This is a genomic window from Microbacterium aoyamense (assembly GCF_023155855.1).
Taxonomy (GTDB): Bacteria; Actinomycetota; Actinomycetes; order Actinomycetales; family Microbacteriaceae; genus Microbacterium; species Microbacterium aoyamense.
On the sequence record NZ_JAKNUT010000003.1, the window covers coordinates 114,079 to 131,773 of the forward strand.

Below are 17,695 nucleotides of genomic sequence, written 5' to 3' on the forward strand. Positions count from 1 at the left end.
AGGTCGGTACTCTGAAGCCGTGGACGACCTCGAACCGACACTGCTGATCATCCCGATCCTCGCGGTGCTCGCGCCACTGCTCGCCCGGGCGATCGGTCGCGTCGCCCGCGTGCCGATCGTCGTGTTCGAGCTGATGCTGGGCATCGTCGTGGGACCGAGTCTGCTCGGATGGGCGCAGCCGTCCGACTTCGTCGACACCCTCTCGAGCTTCGGCCTCGCGATGCTCTTCTTCGTCGCCGGCTCCGAGATCGAGTTCATGGCCTTCCGCGGCAGGTCCGGACGCAACGCCGCCCTCGGCTGGCTCATCAGCATCGCCGGCGGTGTCGCCCTCGGCTGGCTCATCGCCCCGGGCGAAGCCGCGATCATCATCGGCATCGCGCTCGCCTCGACCGCGCTGGGCACCCTGCTGCCGATCCTGCGGGATGCCGGCGAGCTGCGCACGCCGTTCGGCATGGCGATCGGCGCGATCGGCGCGATCGGCGAGTTCGGCCCCCTCATCGCGATCTCGATCTTCCTCGGCGGACGCGAGCCCGGACTCTCCACGATCGTCCTCGCGGCATTCGCGCTCATCGCTGGCCTCGCGATCTGGTTCGCCTTCCGCGTGCCGCAGGGCGCGATGCACCGCTTCGTCAACGCGACTCTCCACACGTCGGGCCAGTTCGCGATCCGTCTGCTCTTCCTCATCCTCGGCGTGCTCGTCGCGATCAGCATCTTCCTCGATCTCGACATGCTCCTCGGCGCGTTCGCGGCCGGCGTCGTGTGGAAGCTCATGATGCGGGATGCCGCGCCCGCCGATCGCGAGGCGGTCGAGAGCAAGGTCGAGGCCGTGGCGTTCGGCTTCCTCGTCCCGGTCTTCTTCATCTACACGGGCGTGACGTTCGATCTCGCGTCACTCCTCGCGCAGCCCCTGCTCTTCCTCCTCGTGCCGGTCGCATTCCTCGCGTTGCTCGTCGTGCGCGGTCTCCCCTCGATACTCGCTGCCCCGCAGGGCTCCTCGCGCCGCGATCGCATCGCGATCGGTCTCATGGGCGCGACCGGTCTGCCGATCATCGTCGCCGTGACCGCGATCGGGGTCACCGAGGGGGTCCTCACGTCCGCCGCCGCATCGGTTCTCGTCGGCGCCGGCATGCTGTCGGTGCTGATCCTGCCGCTCGTCGCGACCGCCGTCCGCGGCGAGCCCACCACCGTTTCCCCGGGGGAGCCCGCCCGCGAGGACGACATGGCGTGAACGCCCGGGAGCTGTTCGACGACGCGCAGCGCAGACTGGCGGACGCCCCGCGCGAGGCGCTCGGCCTCGAGGTCGAACCGCGCCGCATCCTCGGCATCGGCCGCGGCCCGCGCATCACGCCGGTCGGGTCCGCGTGGCATCTGGGCGTCCTGCTGATCGGCGACGACGACGTCTTCGCGACGGGCGAGGTCCTCCGCTCGCACGCCGAGGTGCGGCGCGGATATACGGCCGAGTCGCAGCGGCGCCGCGCGGAGCGTTCGGCCGCCGCCTTCCGGGGCGGGTTTCCCGAAGGCATGACGGTGCACGTCGGCTGGCGGATGCTGGATCTCTCCGCGCTCGCGCGCGGCGAGGCATCCGCGCCCCTCGCCCTCCACGGCGGCGTCCTGAGCGTGCAGTGGAGCGCTTCGGGCGGATACATGCCGCTCGGGCGATATCTCGACGAGCGCATCGCGCTGCTGACGGATCCCGCGCCCGGGGCGTGAACGAGGCTGTCAACCCCCTGACGATCGGGCCGGGGTGGCCGTAGCGTCGGAGAATGGACACCACCGGCAGGGACATCGCTCGTCAGGTCGCGGTCATCTCGGCAACCGTCTTCATGATCGTCGCCGCCGTGGTGGGGGCCGGTGTCCTCGGCGGCACTCCCGTCCAGGACCTCCAGGACGGCGCGCTCGCAGCGGATGCGACGCTGCTCGCTCCCGCCGGCCCCGCATTCTCGATCTGGACCGTCGTCTACGTCCTGCTCGTCGCGTACGCCGTGTGGCAGGCGCTGCCGGGCCAGCGACAGCGCGCCCGCCAGCGGTACCTGGGGTGGTGGGTCGCGGTGACGGCCGTCCTCAACGGTCTCTGGCTCCTGCTGGCGCAGTTCGCCACGCTGCCGCTCACGGTCGTCGGCATCGTCCTCCTGCTGATCGCGCTCGCCGTGACCTTCCGACGCACCGTGACGTTCCCGTCCGAGGGGTTCGCGGACAGCCTGCTCGTCGACGGGGCGACGGGGCTTCACCTCGGCTGGGTGTCGCTCGCGACGGTCGCGAACATCACCGCCTGGCTCACCGCCGAGGGCGATCCGTCGTGGGCCGCCGCGGGCACGGCGATCGCGGTCGGGGTGCTCATCGTGGTGGGAATCATCGGCCTGTCGATCTCGTGGCGAAGCGGATGGCGCATCGCGCCGGCCCTGGCGATCGCGTGGGGGCTGTCGTGGGTCGCGGTGGGCCGCCTGCAGGGGGAACCGTACGATTCCACCGTCGGCGGCACGGCGGTGATCGTCGCGGTCGTGGTGCTGGGAGTGTCGGTCGTGGGCGCCGTCGTCAGCCGGGTGATCGACCTGCGCAACGCCGAGGCGTGACGCATCTGCGAGCGTGCGCTCCGCGTCGAACCCGAACGATCTCGTCGAGACCCCCGTCGGCGTCGTCAGGTTGGACGGGATCACTCGGGTTCGGCGAGCGGGACTCGAGTGCGTAGCGGCGCTGCGCTGAGCAGCCGTCGCGCGGACGCTAGGCTGACCGCGTGGACGCCATCCAGCATTCCGCGGTCGTGGTGACCGTGTCGGACCGTTCGGCCGCCGGACTACGTGACGACACCTCGGGTCCGGTCGCGGTCGCGGCGCTGCAGGAGGCCGGTTACGGCTGCGATGCGGCCGTCGTCGTCGCCGACGGCGCGTCCAGTGTCGAGAGCGCGCTGCGCGCTGCGCTCGACACCGGCGCGCGGCTCATCGTCACGACCGGGGGCACGGGTCTCGGCCCGCGCGACGAGACACCCGAGGGCACGGCGCGGGTGCTCGAACGCGAGATCCCCGGCCTCATGGAGGAGCTCCGGCGCCGCGGCGCGGCGGAGAAGCCCGCGGGAATGCTCACGCGCGGGCTCGCCGGAACGGCACGGGAGTCGCTGATCGTGAATCTTCCGGGGTCTCCGGCGGGCGTGGCATCCGGCATCCCCGTCATCCTCTCCGTCGCGCGGCACGTCCTCGATCAGCTCACCGGCGGTGACCACCGATGACCGGCGTGCGCATCGCCCGCATCAGCGGAGAGCCCCTCGACATCGCCGCGCACCTGGCCGCCGTCGATGACCCCACGGCGGGCGCCGTCACGACGTTCGTGGGCCGCGTGCGCGACCACGACCCCGATGCCGCGACGCCCGTCGTCGCACTCGAGTACTCGTCGCATCCGGACGCCGAGACCGTCCTGCGCGGCATCGCCGCGACGGCGATCGGCGAGGGTCGCGCGATCGTCGCGGTGTCTCACCGCACGGGGCGCCTCGACGTCGGCGACATCGCCGTCGTCATCGCCGTGGCCTCGCCGCACCGAGCCGAGGCGTTCGAGGTGTGCCGCGACGTGATCGAGACGATCAAGCGCGAGCTGCCGGTGTGGAAGCGTCAGGTCGAGGCCGACGGCACGACGGCCTGGAAGGGCATCGGCGGCTGAGCCGGTCAGCCGCCCGCGAAGGGCGGCAGGACGTCGACGAGCGTGTCGGACGACAGCGGCGCGTCGTCGTCGACGCGTGCGCCGTCCACCAGCACGGCGCAGCGGGGGAGCAGGCCCGTGAGCCCGGGGTGCGCGGCGATCAGCGCCGTCCGGAGTGCGGCGAGCGTCGGAGCATCCCGGATCTCCTCGGCACGGCCGGCCATCTCCTCGGCCGCGGCGAAGAACCGTACGCGCGCCATCAGGCCTCCCACTCCTTCGCGAGTGCGGTGATGGCCGCGACAGCGGCGCGCGTGTCTTCGGGCGAACCGCCCGCGCGGCCCGCGACGAGTCCCGCCGCGAAGGCGCTGAAGGGCGCCGCGGGGCGCGCGACACCGGTCGCGACATCGCGTGCGAGGTCGAGGATGAGCGCGATCGGCAGGTCCTCCGCGGCGAGCCCGAATCGCTCGCGCAGGGCATCCGCCCACGCGTCCAGGGCTTCGGGGGGCAGCGTCCGGTCGCTCATGATTCCTCCTCGTCGGCGGCCCGTGCGCGGGCTCGCGTGAGATCCTCCCACGTGTCGATGTCCTCCACGACACCGGGCGCCGCTCGCACGACGGCGAGTTGCAGGTCGTGGAAGAGTGCGCGGGCAGGTGCATCCCTGCCGGCGTCGGGAAGCATGGATGCCGCGCTCCGCACCGCCGAGGTGCGGTACAGCCCGCTCAGCCACTGGGGCCTCCCGGACTCATCCGCGAGGCACAGTCCGTCGGAGTCGTCGGGGAGGACCGGGACGTCGTCACGGAGTCGCGCGACGACGGCGTCGGCGCGGGGCAGATCGCATGCCAGCAGGAACATCCACTCGGGGCCGCCGCCTCGTGCCGCCCACTCAGTGAGCGCCGCGACCGTCGCCGCGGCCGGCCCGCCGAACGGCGGCTCCTCGCGCACCCAGTCGACGTCGCCCGAGACCGGCTGGACCTCCCCGACGATCGTGATCGGCGCTGCGCCGGCCGCGGCGACCGCCGCGACGGCACGAGCGAGGAGCGTCATCCCTCCGACCTCGAACAGCGGCTTCGCCGCACCGCCGACGCGCGACGCTCGCCCGCCTGCGAGCAGGATCGCGCCGACCTCCACGGTCACGCCTCCGCGGCGCGCGTCCAGTCGCCGCTCTTGCCGCCCGTCTTCTCGATGAGCCGTACGCTCTCGATCGACGTGGCCTTGTCGAGACCCTTCACCATGTCCACGACAGCGAGCGCGGCGACCGAGACGGCGGTGAGCGCCTCCATCTCGACGCCGGTGCGATCGGCGGTGCGCACGGTGGCCTCGATCGCGACACCGTCATCGCGCACGTCGAGATCGACGGCCGCCCCGTGCACACCGATGACGTGCGCGAGCGGCAGGAGATCGGGGGTGCGCTTGGTTGCCTGGATGCCGGCGATCCGCGCCACGGCGATGACATCGCCCTTGGGTACCGTGCCGTCGCGGAGGGCCGCGATGACCTCGGCCGCGCAGCGCACGAACCCGCGCGCCGTCGCGGACCTCACCGTCGGCTGCTTGAGGGTCACATCGACCATTCGGGCGTTGCCGGCTTCGTCGAGGTGGGTGAACGGATGCGGCGTGCTCATGGGCTCAGCCTTCCATCGTGATGAGCAGGACGTCGACGAGGTCGCCGGGTTCGACGGCATCCACGTCCGCATCGACGACGGCGTACGCGTCGGCGCGCGCGAGTCCCCCGGGCAGGTGCGAGCCCGAACCGCCGCTCGTGGCGGGCGCGACCGTCCACGCCGTGGGATCGGAGCGGTCGATCGCAGCCGGAAGATACTGACGTCGGCCGGGGGGCGTGCGCCAGGGCGTGGCCGCCGGCAGACGGAGCGTCGGGCGATCGAGCGTCGTGCGACCCTGGAGCGCGAGGAGTGCGGGGCGCAGGAACACTTCGAACGAGACGGCGGCGCTCACGGGGTTGCCGGGCAGACCGAAGAGAAGGACACCTTGGGGCGTCGCACCGAAGCCCTGGGGCTTGCCGGGCTGCATGCCGACGCTCCGGAAGTCCATGACGCCGCCCAGCGTGCTCTTGACGACCTCGTACGCTCCCGCGCTCACGCCGCCCGAGAACACGACGACGTGCGCGCCGAGCGCGAGGGCGTCATCGATCGCCTGCCGCGGCCCGTCGCCCTCGTCGGGCACGGTGCGACGCAGCACGACGTCGCCGCCGGCCTCGACGACCAGTCCCGCGAGCAGCTCGCTGTTCGACTCGGGGATCTGCCCGTGCGCCAGCGGCTCGCCGGGGCGGACGAGCTCCGACCCCGTCGAGACGACGGCGACGCGCGGGCGGGTGGAGACGACGACGTCGTCGATGCCCGCGGCCGCCGCGGCGGCGAGCTGGCGGGCGTTCAGCACGTGTCCGGCCGCGAGGAGGACGTCGCCCACCACGGCGTCGGCGCCGCGACGGCGGATATGCGCGCCCAGCGCGCGCGGTGCGCGCAGCACGACGATCTCGCCGAGGGAGTCCTCCAGCCCGCCCGCCGTGTCCTCGAACGGGACGATGGCGTCCGCCGTGCTCGGGACGGGTGAGCCGGTCATGATGCGCGCAGCCTCGTTCGCACCGATGGCGGGATCGAGCGCGGTCCCCGCGGGCAGGTCGGCGACGACGCGCAGGCGCGCGGGCGCGTCGGCGGTCGCGGCGTGCACGTCCGCGAAGCGCACGGCGAAGCCGTCCATCGCGGAATTGTCGAAGACCGGGATGTCGACGCGCGCCCGCAGCGGCTCGGCGAGCGTGCGGCCGTGCGCTTCGGCCACCGCGAGCGTCTCCGACGGCAGCGTCCGGACGTGCCCGAGGATGTGGGTGCGGTACTCCTCGACGCCGACGAGGGCGCTCATGCCTCGCCCGCCAGGGCGGGCGCGGGGATGACGGTGGGCGCACCCGCCGTCATCCATTCCTCCATGCCGCCGACGAGGACCGCGGCCTCGACGCCGACCGAGCGCAGCACTTCGGCAGCACGGCGCGAGCGGACGGAAGTGCGGCACACCAGGACGACGGGGCCCGTCACGGCGGCGGGGTCCGCGAGCAGCTGAGCGAGCGGAAGGTGGCGGGCGCCGGGGATCACGCCGGCGGCGACCTCGTCGTCCTCGCGCACGTCGATGACGGCGAGGCCGGCGATCGCGTCGCGCTCGACGAAGGTGATCGGCCTCTCTTGCGGCACGGCGGCGGTCGTCGTCCGGGCGGTGCGCAGCGGCACCTCGTGCTGCCGTGCCCGGAGCGCATCGATGACGAGGACGCGGCCGAGGAGGGGGTCCCCGATGCCCGTGATGAGCTTGAGCGCCTCGAGCGCGAGGATCGACCCGACCTGCATGCACAGGGCGCCGAGTACGCCCACGTCTGCGCAGCTGGGCACGACGCCGACGCTGTCCGCGGGGTAGAGGTCGGCGAGCACGACGGGTGCGTGCCCGGCCGGCGGTGCGTTCCAGAACGTCGTGATCTGCGCGTCGAACTCCTGAACGGTGCCCCAGACGAGGGGGATGCCGAGGCTTTCGGCCCCGGCCGCGACGGCGACGCGGGTCTCGAAGAGATCCGACCCGTCGATCACGAGGTGCGCACCCCGCAGAAGAGCGGGCGCCGTCGTCGCGTCGAGTCGCTCGGCCACCGGGATGACCCGGGTGTCCGAGAGTGCGGCGGCCGCGCGCGCGGCGCTGTGCACCTTGAGGACGCCGGCGTCCTCACGCCTGTGCATGACTTGGCGCTGCAGGTTCGACAGCTCGACGACGTCATCGTCGATGATCGTGATCGTGCCCACGCCGGCCGCGGCGAGGGCGAGGACGACGGGGGAGCCGAGGCCCCCGGCTCCCACGACGGCGACGTGGGCCGCCGCGATCCGTCGCTGCCCGAGTTCGCCCAGGCCGGCCAGGACGAGGTGACGCGCTGTGCGGGCGCGCTCGGCGTCGGAGAGTGCGGGAACCGGCTCCACGAGCGGGGGCAGAGGCATCCACCCAGGCTACGCGCGCACCATCCCACCCGGACGATCGATTCGACGCAGTCGGCACGATCTCGACACTGCGAGCAGACGATGCGGACTATTTCGGCCAAAAACTCCGCATCTGCGGTGATAGCGTCGACGCGTGCACACCTACCGAATCTCGGAAGCCGCGCGGCTCCTGGGCGTGAGCGATGACACCGTACGGCGATGGATCGATCAGGGCCTCCTCTCCGCAGCGGGGAGCCCCGCGACGATCCCCGGGGCGGAGCTCGCCGCACGCGCCGTCGAACTGGCAGCCGCGCCCGGCGAACCCGACGTGCTCTCGAGCGCACGCAACCAGTTCACCGGAATCGTGACCCGCGTCCAGATCGACGGCGTCATGGCGCAGGTCGACATGCAGGCCGGGCCGCATCGCGTCGTCTCGCTCATGTCCGCCGAGGCCGCTCGCGAACTCGCGCTCGAGCCGGGATCGCTCGCCACCGCCGTCGTCAAGGCCACCACGGTCATCGTCGAAGCCCCGAAAGGCTGATCATGCGCACCTCTCGTGTCTTCCTCGCCGCAGCTGCGGCATCCCTCCTCCTTCTCACGGGCTGTGCGAGCGGCGACCAGGCGCCGGGCGCGTCGAGCGATCCGTCGGTGTCGGTCGGGCCCGAGCTGACGGGCGAGCTCACGGTCTACGCGGCCGCCTCGCTCGGCGCCGCCTTCGACGACATCGCTGCGGCGTTCGAGGCCGAGAACCCGTCGCTCACCGTCGTGCCGATCCGCTACGACGGCTCGAGCACGCTCGCGACGCAGATCATCGAGGGTGCGCAGGTGGACGTCTTCGCCTCCGCCGACGAGAAGAACATGGCCAAGGTCACAGGCGAAGGCCTCGCCTCGGGGCCCGAGCTGTTCGCGAGCAACACCCTCGTCGTCGCGACCCCGGCGGGCAACCCGGCCGACATCACGACCCTCGCGGGCCTCGCCGACCCCGGTGCCACGATCGTCCTGTGCGCCGTCGAAGTGCCGTGCGGCGCCGCGTCGGCGACGCTCCTCGAGCAGCAGGGCGTGACGGTGACGCCCGCGAGCCTCGAGCAGAACGTGACGGCGGTGCTGACGAAGGTCGCGAACGACGAGGCCGATGCCGGACTCGTCTACGCGACGGATGTCGTGGGGAACGCGGATGTCGAGAGCTTCGTGCCCGACGGTGCCGACGAGGTCGTGAACCACTACCCCGTCGTCGCACTCACGGGCGCTCCGAACCCCGAGGCGGCCGCCGCGTTCGTGGCGTTCGTGCTCGGCGAGAAGGGGCAGAGTATCCTCGCTGAATACGGCTTCGGCACACCCTGACCGCGGATCGGAGGCGCCGAGTGAGTGGACGCGCTCGGGGCTTCGTTCCCCCGGCCATCGCCGTTCCGGCCCTGATCGGGCTCGCGCTGCTCGTCCTTCCGCTCGTCGCGCTCATCGCGCGAGTGCAGTGGGACACCCTCTGGCAGGACGTCACCGCACCCGCGGCGCTCGACGCGCTCCGGCTGTCGCTCGTGACAGGGGTGGTGGCGACGGCCGTCTGTCTCGTGCTCGGCGTGCCGCTCGCGCTGCTCATCGCGCGATCGGGCCCGCGGTGGGCGGGCGTGCTTCGTGCGGTTGTGACGGTGCCCCTCGTGCTGCCGCCGATGGTCGGCGGCGTCGCGCTCCTCTTCCTGCTCGGCCGCAGCGGACCGGTCGGGCGATTCCTGAACGAGACATCGGGCGTGACGATCCCGTTCACGACGACGGCGGTCGTCATCGCGCAGGTGTTCGTCGCCCTGCCGTTCCTCGTGCTCACGGTCGAGGGCTCCCTGCGGACAGTGGGCGTCGAGTACGAGCGCGCCGCAGCGTCGCTCGGAGCGGGCCGGTGGCGCATCCTCCTGCGCGTCACGCTGCCCCTCGCGCGCCCCGGGCTCGTCGCGGGCACCGTGCTCTGCTTCGCGCGCGCGATCGGCGAGTTCGGCGCGACGGCGCTCTTCGCCGGCAATGCGCCCGGCGTCACCCAGACGATGCCCCTCGCCATCTACACCGCATTCAACGGATCGGGTGTCGGGCAGGGCACGGCGGTCGCGCTGTCGCTCCTGCTGCTCGTGACGGCGATCACGGTGCTGCTCTTCGTGCGCGGCTGGCGTCCGGGGGCACCTCGATGACGCGCGGAGCGCTGGACGCGCACGTCGTGGTCGAGCGGCGCGACGGATTCCGCCTCGACGCGGCGCTGACGGCAGAGCCCGGCGAGACGATCGCCGTCATGGGGCCGAGCGGCGCCGGCAAGTCGACCCTGCTCGCCGCCGTCGCGGGCCTCGAGCGCATGACGGACGGTCACGTCCGCGTCGACGGCGTCGAGCTGTCGGGCCGGCGTCCCGTGCCCGCCGAGAAGCGCGGCGTCGTGCTCCTGGGCCAGGACCCGCGCCTGTTCCCGCACCTGTCAGCCCGGGACAACGTCGCGTTCGGCCTTCGCGCGCACGGTGCCGATCGCACGCATGCGCGCCGCGAGGCGGACGAGTGGCTCGCGCGCGTCGGCCTGGACGGGCTCGGGTCCCGGATGCCGCGGGAGCTCTCCGGCGGACAGCAGCAGCGAGCGGCCCTGGCGCGCGCGCTCGCGACATCGCCGCGGGTCCTCCTCCTGGACGAACCCCTGACGGCGCTCGATCCCGAGACGGCGGGCGACATGCGCGCCGTCCTGCACGCGCAGCTCGCGCTGAGCAGGACGACGACCGTGATCGTCACGCATGACGCGGTGGACGCGGCATCCCTCACCACACGGCTGCTCGTGCTCGAGGGCGGCCGATCGTCTCAGGAGGGTCCGGTCCGCGACGTGCTCGCGGCACCCGCGACGCGTTTTTCGGCGGCGCTCGCCGGCGTCAACCGGGTCGTCGGTCGCGCAGACGGCGGCCGCTGGCGCGCCGGGTCCGGTGCGCAGATGGAGCTTGCGGCGATGGATGCCGACGGCGCTCCGCTCGCGGCGCTCTTCCGCCCCGCGGACGTCGTGGTGGAACCTGCGGGCGAGGCGCAGTCCGTCGTCGCCGGGTCCTGGGAAGCGCGGGTCGTGCGGCTGGAGCAGACACCCGCGGGCGTTCGCGTGCACACGACCGCCCCCGCCGTGGCCGTCGACGTCGCGACGGACGCCGTGGCCGACCAGAGGCTCGCGCCCGGCACCGCCGTACGGCTCCGCGTCGACGCGGCAGACGTGCGCTTCGTGCCGTGCGCCGAGGGCGGGCTTCCGCCCGCGCCGTGACGTCGACTCAGGCCGGCGCGGGGCCGAACGCCTTGGCGAAGGCACGTAGCAGACGGGCGGGTTCGGTGACGGATGCCGTGAGCACGCGTCCGGCGATGGCGTCGTAGTCGCTCGCGGCGAAGTAGCCGTCGTCGCGGTACACCGCCATACGTTCCGTGAACGCGGTGGTCGTCGGCTCGGGGTGGAACTGCGTCGCGTAGAGCCGCTCGCCGACGCGATAGGCCTGCACGGGGCATCCCGCATTCGTCGCGAGGAGCACGCCGCCGGGCGGGACGGACCCCGCTCCCTCTTTGTGCGCGGTCAGCGCGGTGAAGCGGTCGGCCAGGCCGCCGAAGAGCGGGTCGGCCCGGCCGTCGGAGGTCAGCTCGACCGTCACGGGGCCGGTGTCCTCGGGATAGGCGCGGCTCACCTCGCCGCCGAGCATCCGCGTGACGACGCCAATGCCGTAGCACGTGAACATCGCCGTCGTGCGCTCGTCGGCGGCCGCGCGGGCGATGCGCTCGAGGTCGCCCTCGAGTCGGCGCTGCACGTCGGTCTTGGACGACTCGGGATCGGTGACGTTGAACGGACTGCCGCCGACGACGAACCCGCTGTAGCGGTCGAACACGTCATCGGGAAGCGATGCGCGCACGAGATCGAGCTGCGCGATGCTCGCTGCGTCGAGGTGCGTGGCGGCGCGGAACGACTCGTATTCGGCGGCGGCGGCGCCCTGCTGCGGCCTGACGCAGACGTACAGGAGCGGTGCGGACGGCATGGCGTGATTCTAGGTCGGCGACCGGATGAGGGCGAGTCCGCGATCCGTGTCAGCACTCATGTATCAGCGAAGTCCTTCCCTGCTCTGGCAAGGTGTGGACACAATGGGCGCTATGGCGCACGCGGACCCCGCCGCATCCGTCGACTCGCACGAGCCGACGCGATGGGAGCGCGCCGCGGACCTCTTCCTGCTCTGGCGGGAGGGGGACACTCGGGCGATGGACGACCTCGTCCGTCTCATGACCCCCGTGCTGTGGCACGTCGTGCGCGCCTACGGCCTCGACAGCGCCCTCGCGGAGGACGTCGTCCAGACGACGTGGCTCACGCTCGTGCGCAGGCACGAGTCGATCCTCGAACCGCGTGCCGTGTCGGGCTGGCTCACGATGTGCGCGCGCCGCGAGGCGTGGCGCGTGGGCAAGAACCACCGCCGTGCGGATGCGACCGAGGCCGAAAGCCTCGAGCCCCATCTTCCCGTCCACGAATCCGCCGAGCAGACGGCTGCCACGGACGACGAGTCGCGTCGCCTGTGGGAGGCCGTCGGCCGGCTCGACGACCGGTGCCAACGGCTGTTGCGTGTCGTCGCGTTCGATGAGCGACCGGATTACGCGCGCATCGCGAAGGATCTCGCGATGCCGATCGGCTCGATCGGACCGACGCGTCAGCGCTGCCTCGGCAAGCTCCGCGCTCAGCTCGAGGGCGCGGGATGGGGAGGAGACCATCATGAGCACTGACGATTTCGCCGCCGACGCGGCGCTCTTCGCGCGACTTCGCGGCGTCTGGCAGGAGGTGGACCCCGTGCCGGCCGGACTCGTCGACCGCATGGTCGCCGCCGTCGCCGTCGAGGACCTCTCGCGGGAGTACGCCCTCTTGACGCTGGTCGAGGCATCCGACCTCGCCGCCGTCCGCAGCGCGAACGACACCGCGACACTGCAGTTCAGCGACGGAACGACCACCGTCCTGCTGCACGTGAGCGAAGACGAGTCCGGTTCGCATCGTGTGGACGGATGGGTGGATGCCGCGGCCCTCGCGATCCGTCTCGAGCACAAGGGCGCCGAGCTGTCGGCCGAGGCCGACAGCGGGCGCTTCGCGTTCGAGGGCGTGGCGGCCGGCGTCGTGCGCCTGCGGATCGTCGCGCAGGGCGAAGACGGTGATCTGCGTGAGTTCCAGACGCCCCAGTTCGAAATCTGAAGAGGCGCACAGCGCCGGAGAGTGGAGCGATAGATGGTCGACGAGCCGAATCGGAACCCCGACCCCGCGGGTTCCTGGAAGAACGACCGGCTGCGGTGGAGCATCCTGGATCCCGCCGGCGAGAAGCGGGACAGCGTCTTCTCGACCGTGTACGTCTCCGACGAGCTCCTGATCGACCCGAGCGCCACCGGCGACAACGAGGATCCGTTCGGAGACCTGCAGGACCTCGCGAGGCTCGCGGGATGGACGCTCGATCGTCGCGCGCCCGGCGACGAGTCGGACGGCGAGGAGCGCTTCACCGGGGCCAGCGAGACGTTCCGCGTGTACCTCGGGGTCGCGCCGTCGTCCGACCAGCGCACGACTGCGGCCGTCGCCGAGACACCCGACGCCTGGCAGCTGCTCCGACAGGCGCGCGCGAACGGCAAGGGCGCCGGCGTGAGCCTCAACCACGTCATCACGACGGATTCGTTCGAATCCAATCCCTTCAAGATGAATCCCTTCAAGATGAACCCGTTCAAGATGAACCCGTTCAAGATGAACGGGACGACGGTCGGGATGGACACGTACGCCTCGCCGGGCTTCGGCGGCCGTCAGCCCGTCGCCTATCTCGGCGAAACGCCGCGGCGTTCGGGGGACGCGAAGCGGCGTCCTGTCGTGGCGATCTTCGACACGGGGTGCGGCCGGCATCCGTGGTTCACGCCCGACGTGATGATCGATCCCGTCCTCAAGGGCGGCGAACCGATCGGACTCGCGAATCCTTTGACCGACCCCGAGCGCCACCCGTCACTCGGTCGTCCCCTCGAGGGCTGGTTGGATGATGCGGCAGGTCACGGCACGTTCATCGCGGGGATCGTCCGGCAGGAGAGCCCGGATGCCTGGATCCTCCCCGTCCGGATCGCCGACGGCGAGGGGGTCATCCTCGAGTACGAGCTCCTCGGGGCACTGGGCCGTCTGCTCACCCTCATGGAGACGCCGGAAGCCCAGGGCGGCCGACACGTCGACGTGCTGAATCTGTCGTTCAGCTTCTTCTCCGAGACGCCGCAGGACCCGTCGACGGCGTCCGAACTGTCGACCCTGCTGACCAAGATCCGCGCCCGAGGCTGCGTCGTCGTCTGCTCGGCAGGGAACGACGCCACCGATCGGCCCGTGTCGCCCGCGACGCTCGGAGGCGGCGATCCCGCGCACATCGTCGTCGGTGCGCTCAATCCGTCGCGGCGATCTGTCGCGCTGTTCTCCAACATCGGGCCCTGGGTCACGACGTGGGCGCAGGGGGTGAGCATCGTCTCGACGCAGCCGACGGTCTTCGACGGCAGCATTCAGGCCGGGACCCGCGACGACCTGTACGGTCGCAGACGCGAGACGCTCGATGTCGACGAGTTCGCCGGCGGGTTCGCAGTCTGGAGCGGAACGTCGTTCGCGGCACCGGTCGTCGCCGGGCGGATCGCCGCGCAGCTCGCAGCGGGACTCGATCCGGCGGACGCGGTCGCTCAGGTCCTGCAGCAGGGCGAAAGCGAGGATGCCTCGCGCGATCTGTGATCCAGCGGCCATAGTGAGGGGGTGACCCTTTCGGCGCTCGAGTTGTATCGGCGCGGCCGCGCACATCTGAACGCGGGCCGCGCCGCGGCGGCGCGGGGTGCCCTCCTGCGGGCGCAGGGACGCACGGACGACCCCGACCTCCTCGCGCGTATCGACGGCGCGCTCGCCGCCGTGATCATCCGCCAGGGCGACTCGGCACTGGCCGAGCGGATGTGCCACGACGCCCTCGCGCGACCGGGTGTCTCGAGTCACACCACCGCGGTTCTGCACGGGCAGCTGGGACTGCTGGCGCTCGAGCGCGGCGACCTCGACGTGGCCGTCGCCTTTCTCGAGGAAGGCGTCGAGGGGGTCGGTGACGACCGCGACTACCGCCCCATGATGCTCTTCAACCGCAGCGTCGCACACATGCAACGCGGTGACCTCGTCGCCGCGGCGGCGGATCTCGACGCGGCCGCCGCCGACTACGCGATCATGGGCGACGACGTCCAGCGTGCGATGGCCGAGAACAACAGCGGTTATGTCGCCCTCCTCAGTGGGGATCTCATCTCGGCGCTCGCGTCGATCGGCCGCGCGCGCGCCGTGATGGAGAAGACCTCGGCCGTCAACACGGCGATCTGCGAGCTGGATCGTGCGGAAGTCCTGCGCGAGGCGGGGATGTCGACGGATGCCGAGCGCAGCCTCGGACGGGTCGCGCGTGTCTTCGCCGCCCACCGCATGCCGCAAGCGCGGGGCGAGGCGGAGTACCACCGCGCGCGCGCGCTGCTGACGATCGCGCCCAACCGCGCCGCCACCGCCGCATCGCAGGCCCTGCGCACCTTCAACCGTGCCGGGAGCACGTGGTGGGCGCTGCGTGCGGATGCCGTCCGCCTGCGCGCCCTGCTCGCGGCCGACCTCGAAGATTCCCCGTCGCGGGCGCGGCCGCCGAGCGCGCAGGAGGTCGACGTCCTCGTACGCGAACTCGAGAACCGGCGCCTGCGGGCGGACGAGGCATCCCTTCGACTCTCCTGGGAGCTGTGGCGTGCCGTGAGAACGCCCTCAGGAGCCGTCGGAGCACCCGTGCGCACACCCCGTGACGCGCCGATCCAGGTGCGCTTGCTGGCGCACGAGGTGCGCACGGCCCGCTCGACCGCGCGCCGTGACCATCGTTCGGCCCGTCACCACGCGGCGGCCGGGCTGGACGAGCTCGCCGAGTGGCAGAGCGCATTCGGAAGCCTCGACCTCGCGACCTCTCTGACGCTGCACGGCTCCGGGCTCATGTTCGCGGGGCTGCGCGCGGCCGCGCAGTCGTCGAAGCCCGACGTGTTCTTCGACTGGGCTGAGCGCGCACGTCACCTCGCCCAGCAGAGCGTACCCCTGCGTCCGCCACCGGATCCCGAGATGGCGGCCGAGCTCGCCGAACTGCGGATCATGCGCGCCGAGGCGGGATCCGAGGACTGGCTCGCCGACCCGCGTGCGGGCGCGCTCAGCGAGCGGGTGCGCGAGCGGCAGTGGACCGGAACCGAAGCTGCCGGGGCGCTCCGCCGGCTCTCGCTCGGCGACATGCACGACGCGCTCGACGACGGCACGGCGCTCGTCACCTACGTCTTCGACGGGGCTGGGCTGTTCGCGCTCGCGGTCACGGCCGGCTCCGCGAAGATCTTCCGGCTCGGCGACTGGAAACCGATCGCCTCCGCGCTCGCCGGGCTGCGCGCCGACCTCGACATGGCCGCGCTCGTGCGCTCCGGGCCGATGGCATCCGCAGTCGCCACAGCCCTCGAGTCGAGGCTCGCGATGCTGTCCCGCGTCGTCGTCGAACCCCTCTTGCCGTTCGCCGGCGACCGCCGGCTCGTCCTCACCGTTCCGGGCGTCCTCGGCGGACTCCCCTGGGGAATGCTTCCCGCGCTGCGCGGACGGGTCTTCACCTTGGCCACGTCGGCGTCGCAGTGGGCGGATCGGCCACCCCCCGGACCACGTCGATCGGTCGGGCTCGTCGCAGGACCCCGCGTGGCGAGGGCGGAGGAAGAGGTGGCGGGAGCGCGTGCCGCGTGGCGGGCTGCCGAGACGACGACGGGGGCTGCCGCGACGGTGGATGCCGTGACAGCGCTCGCATCGCGGGTCGACGTGCTGCATGTGGCCGCCCACGGGCGGCATTCGCCCGAGCACCCGCTCTTCTCGGGCCTCGAGCTCGCGGACGGGACCCTGTTCGGCTACGACATCGACCTCATCGCCGAGGTCCCCGACCTCGTCGTGATGTCGTCCTGCGAGGTCGGCCGTTCCGCGTCCCGCGGTGGCGAGGAGGCGATCGGGATGACGCGGATCTGGCTTCACGCGGGAACCTCGTGCGTCGTCGCGGCACCCGTCGTGGTCGCCGACGACGTGGCGTGCGAACTGCTCGGCGCGATGCACGTCGACCTCGCCGCCGGCGCGGTGCCGGCGGTCGCGCTGGCCGCGGCATCCGACCGCACGGGGATCGTCGCGCCGTTCATGACGCACGGCGCAGGTTTCTGAGGACTTCCTCGGCGCGCGTGTATCAGCGGGGCGGACGCACGCTCCTTGATGTCGGAAGGGCGCGGTGTTGATCGCGGGGCTGGGGAGTCCGCACTCACTGGGGACCGACGAAGTCGTGCTGGGGAGCACGACGGGGGGATCCTTTCCGTACACGGGGGATGTCGCAGGGACCAGGGTCTGCGACATCCTCCGTCCTCATCCTCGGGACGAGTTCGCCGTCCGTCCACGGACGATGCCGATGAAGGCTTCGATGGCGGGAGTCGTGGATGCCGTGGGCCACGCGAGCCCGACGCTCGACGATCGCCAGTCCCGCAGCACCCGGAACTCGACGTCCTTGCGATGATGCGCACGTGCGAGCGACATCGGCACGATGACGATGCCTACGCCGGTGGCGACAGTCTCGATCGCGTCGCCCGTCGTCGGGGGTGCGGCGAATCGCGGGACGACGGACTCGGGCACCTCGACACCCAGGACGTCGTCCAGCGCGGTGATGAGGACTTCGCCCGCCAGGTCTTCGAGCTCGAGATCCTCGGCGGCCGTGAGGTGCGAGTCCGTCGACATCACGACGACGGGGAGTTCGTCGTAGAGCGGGATGACGCTGAGTCCTTCGGCCTGGATCGGCAGGCGGATGATCGCGGCATCCACCTCGCCGTCGACGAGTGCGCGCCGTTGATCCGCGGCGGCGATCGGCACGAGCTCCAACGGCGAATCACGGTGCCGCTCCTGCCACGTGTCGATCCATTTGCCGGGCGTCGCGCCGGGCACTGCACCGAGCCGCAGCGGACCGACGGGTGGCGTCGGGGCGCTGGCGGGCTTCTTCTGCGGAGCGCGCGATGCCGGGCGCTTGCCCCCGCGCGGCGCGGTTCGCTTGGCCATGCCTTCAGGCTAGCGGCGCGCTATG

Annotated in this window: 21 protein-coding genes; 13 read left to right on the plus strand and 8 right to left on the minus strand. The window is 72.0% G+C overall.

Annotation, left to right across the window (positions count from 1 at the left end; all coding sequences use genetic code 11):
* Nucleotides 1–19: 19 nt before the first annotated feature.
* The 5 genes from MA876_RS09695 (at nucleotide 20) to MA876_RS09715 (ending at nucleotide 3,645) form a co-directional block, all read left to right on the plus strand.
* Complete coding sequence (locus MA876_RS09695) at nucleotides 20–1,228, plus strand: cation:proton antiporter (RefSeq protein ID WP_248148204.1); 1,209 nt, start codon at nucleotides 20–22, stop codon at nucleotides 1,226–1,228.
* Nucleotides 1,225–1,710 (plus strand): glutaminase, encoded by a 486-nt coding sequence (locus tag MA876_RS09700; RefSeq protein WP_248148205.1) that lies wholly within the window; start codon nucleotides 1,225–1,227, stop codon nucleotides 1,708–1,710. Before MA876_RS09695 ends, MA876_RS09700 begins: the two co-directional genes overlap by 4 nt.
* Nucleotides 1,711–1,763: 53 nt before the next feature.
* Nucleotides 1,764–2,570, plus strand: a complete 807-nt coding sequence (locus tag MA876_RS09705; RefSeq protein ID WP_248148206.1) for a TspO-related membrane protein — start codon at nucleotides 1,764–1,766, stop codon at nucleotides 2,568–2,570.
* A 170-nt stretch (nucleotides 2,571–2,740) separates the two neighbouring features.
* Complete coding sequence (locus MA876_RS09710; RefSeq protein ID WP_248148886.1) at nucleotides 2,741–3,220, plus strand: MogA/MoaB family molybdenum cofactor biosynthesis protein; 480 nt, start codon at nucleotides 2,741–2,743, stop codon at nucleotides 3,218–3,220.
* On the plus strand, nucleotides 3,217–3,645 hold the full coding sequence (locus tag MA876_RS09715; RefSeq protein WP_248148207.1) for a molybdenum cofactor biosynthesis protein MoaE: 429 nt from the start codon (nucleotides 3,217–3,219) through the stop codon (nucleotides 3,643–3,645). The genes MA876_RS09710 and MA876_RS09715 overlap by 4 nt, the downstream gene beginning before the upstream one ends.
* Nucleotides 3,646–3,650: 5 nt before the next feature.
* Here the strand turns inward: MA876_RS09715 and MA876_RS09720 are convergent, their stop codons facing one another.
* From MA876_RS09720 to MA876_RS09745, 6 genes are read right to left on the minus strand one after another with little or no spacing between them, the layout of a single operon-like run.
* Nucleotides 3,651–3,884 (minus strand): MoaD/ThiS family protein, encoded by a 234-nt coding sequence (locus tag MA876_RS09720; protein WP_248148208.1) that lies wholly within the window; start codon nucleotides 3,882–3,884, stop codon nucleotides 3,651–3,653.
* Nucleotides 3,884–4,147, minus strand: coding sequence for a DUF6457 domain-containing protein (locus tag MA876_RS09725; RefSeq protein WP_248148209.1), 264 nt, complete (start codon nucleotides 4,145–4,147; stop codon nucleotides 3,884–3,886). Before MA876_RS09725 ends, MA876_RS09720 begins: the two co-directional genes overlap by 1 nt.
* Nucleotides 4,144–4,758: a molybdenum cofactor guanylyltransferase gene (mobA, locus tag MA876_RS09730; RefSeq protein ID WP_248148210.1), complete on the minus strand. Its 615-nt coding sequence runs from the start codon at nucleotides 4,756–4,758 to the stop codon at nucleotides 4,144–4,146. The genes MA876_RS09725 and mobA overlap by 4 nt, the downstream gene beginning before the upstream one ends.
* On the minus strand, nucleotides 4,755–5,243 hold the full coding sequence (gene moaC, locus MA876_RS09735) for a cyclic pyranopterin monophosphate synthase MoaC (protein ID WP_248148212.1): 489 nt from the start codon (nucleotides 5,241–5,243) through the stop codon (nucleotides 4,755–4,757). Before moaC ends, mobA begins: the two co-directional genes overlap by 4 nt.
* 4 nt (nucleotides 5,244–5,247) lie before the next feature.
* Nucleotides 5,248–6,495 carry a molybdopterin molybdotransferase MoeA gene (locus tag MA876_RS09740; protein ID WP_248148213.1) on the minus strand — a complete coding sequence of 416 codons (1,248 nt, stop codon included), beginning with the start codon at nucleotides 6,493–6,495 and terminating at the stop codon, nucleotides 5,248–5,250.
* Nucleotides 6,492–7,598 (minus strand): ThiF family adenylyltransferase, encoded by a 1,107-nt coding sequence (locus tag MA876_RS09745; RefSeq protein WP_248148215.1) that lies wholly within the window; start codon nucleotides 7,596–7,598, stop codon nucleotides 6,492–6,494. The genes MA876_RS09740 and MA876_RS09745 overlap by 4 nt, the downstream gene beginning before the upstream one ends.
* Nucleotides 7,599–7,731: 133 nt before the next feature.
* On the opposite strand from MA876_RS09745, the gene MA876_RS09750 reads away from it, so the two are divergent.
* Genes MA876_RS09750 through MA876_RS09765 form a run of 4 tightly spaced genes read left to right on the plus strand, consistent with a single transcriptional unit; the run spans nucleotide 7,732 to nucleotide 10,830 of the window.
* Entirely contained in the window at nucleotides 7,732–8,118 is a 387-nt protein-coding gene (locus tag MA876_RS09750; protein WP_248148217.1) for a TOBE domain-containing protein, read from the plus strand.
* A 2-nt stretch (nucleotides 8,119–8,120) separates the two neighbouring features.
* On the plus strand, nucleotides 8,121–8,918 hold the full coding sequence (gene modA, locus MA876_RS09755) for a molybdate ABC transporter substrate-binding protein (RefSeq protein ID WP_248148219.1): 798 nt from the start codon (nucleotides 8,121–8,123) through the stop codon (nucleotides 8,916–8,918).
* 20 nt (nucleotides 8,919–8,938) lie between these two features.
* Nucleotides 8,939–9,745 (plus strand): ABC transporter permease, encoded by an 807-nt coding sequence (locus tag MA876_RS09760; protein ID WP_248148220.1) that lies wholly within the window; start codon nucleotides 8,939–8,941, stop codon nucleotides 9,743–9,745.
* Nucleotides 9,742–10,830: an ABC transporter ATP-binding protein gene (locus tag MA876_RS09765; RefSeq protein ID WP_248148222.1), complete on the plus strand. Its 1,089-nt coding sequence runs from the start codon at nucleotides 9,742–9,744 to the stop codon at nucleotides 10,828–10,830. Before MA876_RS09760 ends, MA876_RS09765 begins: the two co-directional genes overlap by 4 nt.
* 7 nt (nucleotides 10,831–10,837) lie before the next feature.
* Here the strand turns inward: MA876_RS09765 and MA876_RS09770 are convergent, their stop codons facing one another.
* Nucleotides 10,838–11,584, minus strand: a complete 747-nt coding sequence (locus MA876_RS09770; protein WP_248148224.1) for a glutamine amidotransferase-related protein — start codon at nucleotides 11,582–11,584, stop codon at nucleotides 10,838–10,840.
* 112 nt (nucleotides 11,585–11,696) lie between these two features.
* Between MA876_RS09770 and MA876_RS09775 the strand changes: the two genes are divergently transcribed.
* From MA876_RS09775 to MA876_RS09790, 4 genes are read left to right on the plus strand one after another with little or no spacing between them, the layout of a single operon-like run.
* The gene (locus MA876_RS09775) at nucleotides 11,697–12,314 is read left to right on the plus strand and encodes an RNA polymerase sigma factor (RefSeq protein WP_248148225.1); all 618 of its coding nucleotides are present in this window, start codon (nucleotides 11,697–11,699) and stop codon (nucleotides 12,312–12,314) included.
* On the plus strand, nucleotides 12,304–12,771 hold the full coding sequence (locus MA876_RS09780) for a hypothetical protein (RefSeq protein ID WP_248148226.1): 468 nt from the start codon (nucleotides 12,304–12,306) through the stop codon (nucleotides 12,769–12,771). The genes MA876_RS09775 and MA876_RS09780 overlap by 11 nt, the downstream gene beginning before the upstream one ends.
* Nucleotides 12,772–12,804: 33 nt before the next feature.
* Nucleotides 12,805–14,307, plus strand: a complete 1,503-nt coding sequence (locus MA876_RS09785; protein ID WP_248148228.1) for a S8 family peptidase — start codon at nucleotides 12,805–12,807, stop codon at nucleotides 14,305–14,307.
* A 21-nt stretch (nucleotides 14,308–14,328) separates the two neighbouring features.
* Nucleotides 14,329–16,794: a CHAT domain-containing protein gene (locus tag MA876_RS09790; RefSeq protein ID WP_248148230.1), complete on the plus strand. Its 2,466-nt coding sequence runs from the start codon at nucleotides 14,329–14,331 to the stop codon at nucleotides 16,792–16,794.
* Nucleotides 16,795–16,989: 195 nt separating this feature from the next.
* Here MA876_RS09790 and MA876_RS09795 read toward each other — a convergent pair whose 3' ends face one another.
* Nucleotides 16,990–17,670 carry a substrate-binding domain-containing protein gene (locus tag MA876_RS09795; RefSeq protein ID WP_248148232.1) on the minus strand — a complete coding sequence of 227 codons (681 nt, stop codon included), beginning with the start codon at nucleotides 17,668–17,670 and terminating at the stop codon, nucleotides 16,990–16,992.
* Nucleotides 17,671–17,695 lie beyond the last annotated feature (25 nt).